Source organism: Mesorhizobium sp. WSM4816 (assembly GCF_055811535.1).
In genome coordinates this window covers 1-384 of sequence record NZ_JBVVQR010000112.1, presented here as the reverse complement: position 1 = coordinate 384, position 384 = coordinate 1, and the positions used below count along the sequence as shown (strand labels likewise).

The window sequence follows — 384 nt, the reverse complement described above, 5'->3', positions numbered from 1 at the left end:
GCGGAGTTGCGGGCCAGCGGCACGACGGGTACGGACGAACCGATCGACCTCGCTCGCACCCAGTCCCTCCACATCCAGGCCTTCCAATGCGAGCCAGCGGCTCAATCGCGCCACCAGCCGCATCTGCTCGCGAGCCGAAAGCGGCGTATAGCCTTGTCGGACGAGTTCGCCGGCAAACCCAGCCGCAAACGGGGCAAGCGGGCCCTGGACGCGAACGCGAAACGGATCGATTGACATGAAAGTATCCCCTTCCTTGGAAACAAGAAGAGGAGTTTGCACGATCCGTCAGACCGCCGGTGATTATGCCGACCCATCGCAGCGATCACCGCCTCCGAAGCCGACATCCACCCGCAAGGTCGGCATAATCCGGACATCGGCATAATG

1 pseudogene is annotated in these 384 nt (G+C 62.5%); it reads right to left on the bottom strand.

Annotated elements, in window-relative coordinates:
• A pseudogene (locus tag AC0L3H_RS33030) lies at positions 1-237 on the bottom strand (site-specific integrase); the annotation flags it as partial.
• Between the last annotated feature and the right edge of the window lie 147 nt (positions 238-384).